This window comes from Alsobacter ponti, assembly GCF_024294805.1.
Lineage (GTDB): Bacteria > Pseudomonadota > Alphaproteobacteria > Rhizobiales > Beijerinckiaceae > Alsobacter > Alsobacter ponti.
This window is the reverse complement of sequence record NZ_JANCLU010000018.1, coordinates 100,020-106,284: the sequence shown is the minus strand read 5'-3', so window position 1 is coordinate 106,284 and position 6,265 is coordinate 100,020. Positions and strand designations below refer to the sequence as shown.

Below are 6,265 nucleotides of genomic sequence, written 5' to 3'. Positions count from 1 at the left end.
CAACCAGACCCCACGCCGGAATCGGAGGCCTCAGCCCATGGCAGAGGCTGAACAACCTCTTTGGAAACGACACCTAGCGCAATATGTCGCGCGTAGCGCGTCCTGATGGCCTTTTTCCATGGAGCGCCGCTTCGCGGCAGCATCCATGCGCTGGCCCCCGGATATGCCTCCGCCAAGGCTCCGGCATTCCGGGAACGGGCGGACTGCCGTCCGCCCTTTGGCGGCCGGCCGGAGGCCCGCCATCCCCATCGCGCGCCGCTTCTACCCCGCGGCGGCGCCGGCGTTTTGGGCGGCTTCGGCCTGGAGGCGGGCGACGGTGGCCGCGGCGCCGGCGGCGTGCGGATCGACCGCGCCGCCGGAGGTCGACACCGCGACGGTGGCGCTGGCGAACTCGATGCCGAGCGCCGGGAAGGTCGCGACCATGCGCTTGATCGCGTTGCGCTGGATGAAGGACGGCTTGCCCGGCCGCACCGTGAACTTGAAGCGCACCACCAGCGCCTGGTCGGCGATGTCGGCGACGCCCTGCATCTTCAGCGGCTCGAGGATCTCCGGCTTGATCTCCGGATCCTCCAGCATGTCCTGGCCGATCTTCTTCGTCGCCTTGCGCAGCTTCTCGACGTCGGTCTCGCGGGCGAAGCGCAGGTTGAACTTCACCGTCGTCCAGTCGCGGCTGAAATTGGTGATCTGCCCGAGCTGGCCGAACGGGATGGTGTGGACCTGCCCGTTCTGGTGGCGCAGCTTCAGCGAGCGCAGCGTGAAGCCCTCCACCGTGCCCTTCGCCTTGCCGCAGTCGATGTACTCGCCGATGCGGAAGGCGTCGTCGGTGAGGTAGAACACACCCGACACGATGTCGCGCACCAGCGTCTGGCTGCCGAACGAAATGGCGAGGCCGAACACCGACGCGCCGGCGATCAGCGGCGTGACGTTGACGCCCATCTCCGACAGCACGATCAGCACCGCCAGCACGCCGATGACCACAGCCAAAGCGACGCGCATCAGCGGCATCAGCGTGGCCAGCCGCGACGCCCCGCTGTCCGCCGCGCGGTCCTCGTCGGTCGGCATGCCGACCTGGTGGCGCGCCACATAGCGGCCGGTGACGAGCTTGACCAGCTCCCACGCCACATAGGCGACGAACAGCGTCGCCCCCGCCCGCACCGAGGCGCGCGTCAACTCGCGCCACTGGCTGGCGTCGAACAGCCCGATCACGTTGACGACCCAGCTCTGCGCCACCGCCAGCGCCGCGAAGATGACCACCAGCACGCGCAGGCTGCGCGCCACGACATCCATGGCCAGCGGGGGCGCGACGTGCGTCACTCCCGGCAGCGCCCCATCGGCCGCCGCCTCCTCCGACGCCAGCGCCGCCGGCCGCAGCCGCTCCAGCACCGCCTTCAGCAGCGTCTCGAAGACGAGCAGCGCGATGACGATGTTGAGCGTCAGCAGCATCGCCGAAGGCACGGCGAAGCGCGCCGAAATCGCCCCGAACACCTGCGTCCCGACCAGCAGCGTCCAGAACGGCACGGCGAGCATCAGCCAGCGCGCCCCCAGCCACGCCCCGAAGCTTCCCGGCGCGGCGAGGCCGCCGAACCAGTGCGCGCCGACATCCCGGCCCCGGCGCGACACCGCGACGAAGACCAGCAGCAGCACGAGGTTGACGACGAGCTGCCCGGCGCTGATCGCCTCCGACGGCGCGTGAATGGCGATGAGCATGCGCAGCACCACGCGCAGGGCGACCACCGCCAGGATGACGCGCGACACCAGCCGCATGCCGAGCGCGGCCTCGTCGTCGGACACGGACGCGAGGCGGGCTCCCGCCTCGCCCGGCCGCAGCACGACCCGGAAGGCGAACAGATAGAGCCGCCACCCGAACAGCGCCGCCAGCACGCCGCTGGCGACCCGCGACTGCGGCTCGACCCCGTTGAACCAGGCGCCGATGGCCCCGTAGCTGACCAGCCACACCGCGGCGAGCCCGAGAACGTCGAGCGCCGCGAGGCCGGCCAGGCTCATGAGCCCCCGCGGCCCGTTCGACGGCGCGGACGCCGCCGCAAGCCGCGCCCGCGTCGAGGCGAAGACGCGCCGCGTCGCAGCCTCGGCCCCCACCGCCGCCACGCAGGCGAGCGCCAGCAGGATGAGATAGGCGAACGGGCCGCGCCGCGCGTCGACGGCCAGCTCGTCCGGGATGCGGGCGAGATTCGCCCAGAACGCCGGCAGGGCGGAGAGCACGCGCTGGGCGCGGGACACGAAGTCGCCGACCTGCTGCGCCATCGGGTCCGCCGCCTCGGCCTCGGCCGGCCGCGCCGCAACGGGCGGCTGCGCCGGGGCCTGCGGGACGGCCTTGCCCTCCTCGCGCAGCTTCTGCGCCACCGCCTCGCTGATGGAATTGACGAGCTGGTCGAACTGCTCGCGGCTCATGCCGGCCGGCGGCGCGGCGGTTTGCGCCAGGGCCGGGCCCGCGCCGAGCCAGAGCGCCAGCACCAGTCCGAGCGTCGCGACGAGGCTGCGCAGCATCATGAAAGTCCCCCACCCCGGCTCCCGGGTTCGGAGGGAGCTTGTCGGATGTTTAAAGCGCGTCGACGACCTTGCATAGATCAAGGCAACGCGAGGACCGCAACTTAACTGACTATAGGGTTGCGCAATGAAGCAGCGCATAAAAAAGCCCCGCCACGAAGGCAGGGCTCAAGTTGGAAGCAATCGCCACTCTTCGTGACCGGGCCGATGGTAGCTCCGGCGGGGCTCTCACCAAGTTAAGGTTTCGTATAGCCGTTCAGGCCGCCGTGCGCGTCAGCGACGGCTCGAAGACCAGCCGGACGATATTGCGGTCCCCGGACTCGGTCACCGGCACGTGCCAGTACTGCGGGCCCATCGAGGGAAACTGCTCCATGGCGAGCTGGATCTCGACCAGCGGCGTGTTGTGCCGCCGCGCCGCCGACAGCGCGCCGTCGAGCAGGAGGGTCATGTGGTCCTCGGCGGAAGGCGGCTCGGTGACCACGAAGGACAGCCGGCTGTTCGCGGTTTGAAGCGACAGTTCGAGGGTCTGCATCAGCTCGGAAACCATTCGGGACTCCAGGGTAGTCGAGGTCGCCGGCGCGCGGGCGCGGCCGGGAAGCGTCCAGCCTTCAACTCGCAACCGGGGCGGAGGTTGCCGAGCCCAGCGGGCTTCGGCGGGCCGCGCGGCGGAATCCGAACGGAAAACGGCCCGAATTCGCGGAATCAATCTCGAAGACTTGATAAAGGCGGTGTTCGGGGGCGGATTCCGCGCGGAACAGGAATCCTTCCGCGCGGTTTCGATCCGCGTTTTCGGAAGCTCAGCCGTCGCGCCGGCGCCGACGGCGGCCGCCGGATTCCGCAACCGATTCGCGTGGCGTCGGGAACTCCACAACCTTGGCGAGTTCCGGGAACGGCTCGACCTTGTTGGGAATCGCCATGGCGTTGACGAAGTGCTCCTGGAAGGCCGGCTCCAGCGCCGTCTCGATTTTCTCGATGCCGAGCACCGTCTTCTCGATCTCGGCCCGCGACCGCAGGTTGAGAAGGGCGATCCGCGCTCCCGTCCCCGCCGCGTTGCCGGCCGAGGCGACCCTGGAGAGGTCGCAGTCCGGGATCAGCCCCAGCACCATGGCGTAGCGCACGTCGATATGGCTGCCGAACGCGCCGGCCAGCGTAATTCTCTCAACCTTGTCAACGCCGTAGCGGTCCATCAGCAGGCGGATGCCGGCGTACAAGGCGGCCTTGGCGAGCTGGATGGCGCGCACGTCGTTCTGGCTGATCGACAGGCGCGGCTCGCCCTCCCGGACGAGGTAGGAGAAGGTCCGCCCCGTCGCCTCGATGCGCGGGGAGCGCTCCGCCAGCCCGCCGTCGATCACCCCGTCCGTCGTGATGATCCCCGAAAGCCACATCTCGGCGACGATCTCGATGATGCCGGACCCGCAGATGCCGGTGACGCCGGTGGAGGCGGTCGCCTCCTCGAAGCCCGGCTCGTTCGACCACAGGTCGCAACCGATCACCTTGTAGCGCGGCTCCAGCGTCTGCCGGTCGATCCTGACCCGCTCGATCGCCCCCGGCGCCGCCCGCTGCCCGCAGGAGATCTGCGCCCCCTCGAAGGCCGGCCCGGTGGGGGAGGAGCAGGCCAGCAGCCGCTGGCGGTTGCCCAGCACGATCTCGGCGTTGGTGCCGACGTCGACCAGCAGCGTCAGCTCGTCCTTGAGGTAGGGCCCCTCGGAGAGCACGACGCCCGCCGTATCGGCCCCGACATGGCCGGCGATGCAGGGCAGCGCGTAGACATACGCCCCCGGGGCGATGACGATGCCGAGGTCCCGCGCCGGGACCTCGTAGGCCCCGTCGATGGTGAGCGCGAAGGGCGCGCCGCCGAGCTCCACCGGGTTCAGCCCGAGCAGGAGGTGGTGCATGATGGGGTTGCCCACCACGGTCATCTCGAGCACGTCGGCGCGGTCGATGCCCGCCTCGGCGACGACGTCGCCGACCAAGCGGTCCAGCGCCTCGCGCACCGAGGAGGTGAGCTCGCGCTCCCCGCCGGGGTTCATCATCACGTAGGAGACGCGCGACATCAGGTCCTCGCCGAACCTGATCTGCGGGTTCATCAGGCCCGCCGAGGCGACCACCTCGCCGGTGATGAGGTCGGTGAGATGGGCGGCGATGGTGGTCGAGCCCACGTCGACCGCCATGCCGTGCGCCCGCTCCCGCAGGCCCGGCCACAGCGCCACGATCTCGCGTCCGCGCAGGGCGGCGGTGACGCTCCACTCGCCTGCGTGCAGCGTCGCCTGCAGCGTGGCGAGCACCGGCAGGCTGGCGGTGACGCCTTCGACGCCCCACTGCGCCGCCAGCGCCGCCTGCAGGCGGCGGAAGTCGCTCGCCGGGTCGTGCATGTCCGGCTGCGCGACCTCGACGAAGGCGAGCCGGACGACCGGGTCGATCTCGATGGGATGGGCCTCGGCGCGCTTGCGCACTACCTGGCGGTGGACCTGGCTGTCGGGCGGGACGTCGACCACGAGGTCGCCGGTCACGCGCGCCTGGCAGCCCAGCCGGCGGCCGTTCGCCAGCGCGCCGCGCTTGGCCGCGTAGCGCGCCTCGACGGCGTTCCACGCCGTCACGTGGCGCGCGCCGGACTCGATGCCGTGCTTGGAGAACGTGCCCTCGCCGATCTCGACCTGGCAGCGGCCGCAGATGCCGCGCCCGCCGCACACGGAGTCGAGGTCGACGCCGAGCTGGCGCGCCGCCTCGAGCACGGGCGTGCCCTCGGCGAACCGGCCGCGCTTTCCGGACGGCGTGAAGACGACGAGATGGTCGGCCAAGGCCTCGCCCTCAGCCGCGCGCGCGGCGACGGCCCTCGCGGCGGCCGCGCTCGCCGGCCGCGCCCTCGGGGGCGGGCTCGCGGAACTTGCGGATCCACGAGCCGCAGTTCGGATCGTGCCCCATCACCACGTCCGCGCCGAGGATCGCCTGGATGTCCTCGTTGTGCAGCGGATTCATGATGGCCGAGGTCATGCCGGCGCCGATCATCATCGGCAGGAAGGCGGCGTTGAGCCCGCGCCGGTTGGGCAGGCCGAAGGAGAAGTTCGACGCGCCGCAGGTGGTGTTGACCTTCAGCTCCTCGCGCAGGCGGCGCAGCAGGTGGATCAGCTTGCGGCCGGCGTCGTTGATCGCGCCCACCGGCATGACCAGCGGGTCGACCACGATGTCCTCACGCGGGATGCCGAAGTCTGCGGCGCGCTCGACGATCTTGCGGGCCACCTCGAAGCGCACGTCCGGGTCCTCGGAAATGCCGGTCTCGTCGTTGGAGATGGCGACCACGGCGGCGTTGTACTTCTTGACGAGCGGGAGCACCTGCTCCAGCCGCTCCTCCTCGCCGGTGACGGAGTTGACCAGCGGCTTGCCGCGATAGGCGGCGAGCCCCGCCTCCAGGGCGGCCACGATGGACGAATCGATCGACAGCGGAACCGGCACGGTGTCCTGCACCAGCCGCACGCACTCGGCGAGGATGGCCGGCTCGTCGGCGAGCGGGATGCCGGCGTTGACGTCGAGCATCTGCGCCCCGGCCTCGACCTGCGCGACGGCGTCGGCGAGCACGCGGCTGTAGTCTCCCCGCGCCATCTCCTCGGCCAGCAGCTTGCGCCCGGTCGGGTTGATGCGCTCGCCGATCATCACGAAACGGTGGTCGAAACCGATCACGACCTTCTGCTTTTCGGACGTGAGCACAGTCTCGGTCATGCGGTCCTCCTGGGGGGCGAAGTCGGCGTCGGGGGCACGATGGGGG

At 70.7% G+C, this 6,265-nt stretch carries 4 protein-coding genes; all 4 read right to left on the bottom strand.

The genetic code is table 11. The features are described from left to right. Positions 1-261: 261 nt before the first annotated feature. Positions 262-2,508, bottom strand: coding sequence for a mechanosensitive ion channel domain-containing protein (locus NK718_RS16965; protein ID WP_254744689.1), 2,247 nt, complete (start codon positions 2,506-2,508; stop codon positions 262-264). 253 nt (positions 2,509-2,761) lie between these two features. Beyond that, positions 2,762-3,052: a hypothetical protein gene (locus NK718_RS16960; protein WP_254744687.1), complete on the bottom strand. Its 291-nt coding sequence runs from the start codon at positions 3,050-3,052 to the stop codon at positions 2,762-2,764. 250 nt (positions 3,053-3,302) lie between these two features. Further along, positions 3,303-5,303, bottom strand: coding sequence for an ASKHA domain-containing protein (locus NK718_RS16955; RefSeq protein ID WP_254744685.1), 2,001 nt, complete (start codon positions 5,301-5,303; stop codon positions 3,303-3,305). A gap of 10 nt (positions 5,304-5,313) precedes the next feature. Beyond that, complete coding sequence (locus tag NK718_RS16950) at positions 5,314-6,219, bottom strand: methyltetrahydrofolate cobalamin methyltransferase (protein ID WP_254744683.1); 906 nt, start codon at positions 6,217-6,219, stop codon at positions 5,314-5,316. Positions 6,220-6,265 lie beyond the last annotated feature (46 nt).